This is a genomic window from Nodosilinea sp. P-1105 (assembly GCF_012911975.1).
Lineage (GTDB): Bacteria > Cyanobacteriota > Cyanobacteriia > Phormidesmidales > Phormidesmidaceae > Nodosilinea.
This window is the reverse complement of record NZ_SMDQ01000190.1, coordinates 1-632: the sequence shown is the minus strand read 5'-3', so window position 1 is coordinate 632 and position 632 is coordinate 1. Positions and strand designations below refer to the sequence as shown.

General features: G+C 49.7%; 1 pseudogene. It reads left to right on the top strand.

Annotated features, from left to right (window positions below):
* Nucleotides 1-87: pseudogene (locus E1H13_RS26715) on the top strand (photosystem II protein D2); the annotation flags it as partial.
* Nucleotides 88-632 lie beyond the last annotated feature (545 nt).

Here is a 632-nt window from a genome sequence, read left to right as displayed (position 1 = left end):
ATCCGGGCCTGGATGGCACCAACCGACCAGCCCCACGAGAAGTTTGTATTCCCCGAAGAGGTACTGCCCCGTGGTAATGCCCTGTAATGGGTTTACAGCTAATTGCTTGAATCGGATGATTTAGGCCATGTGCAAAGAGAGGTGCTTGCCACCTCTCTTTTTTGTTTGAGCCTTATGTGAGCAAAGCCGCCGCACAACCTGGGAATGAACCCCTGGTGCAGCCTATCCAGGCCTATAGCGTCATTGGCGAAGCATCCATGAGCAATAGCATCGGAACCTCCTCGGGCTGTCTGTATCTCCAGTTACAAAGAAACCTCCAACCCTGGCTAAAGGTGCTTAATCCTTGCCCAGAGCTTATTTTGGGCGCTATGGGTACTGTCCATGCCTGCCTTTCGAGCCCTAGATACAGCGTGGTGAGAAAAAATTTTCCAGAAAAAATCCACCGAATTTGAGCCCTAAGCTTCCCTAAAATGCCGAAACCCCTTGGAATGCAAGGGGTTTCGGCGTCAAAAAAATAATTCCTGATTTGTGTTGACAGGTAAGGATAATTGAGACTATATTAGTAAAGCGCCTGAGGGAAGCGCACCGAGTGTGAGATTCCCGAGGGGGTAAGGACCTCGACAGTTGAATAG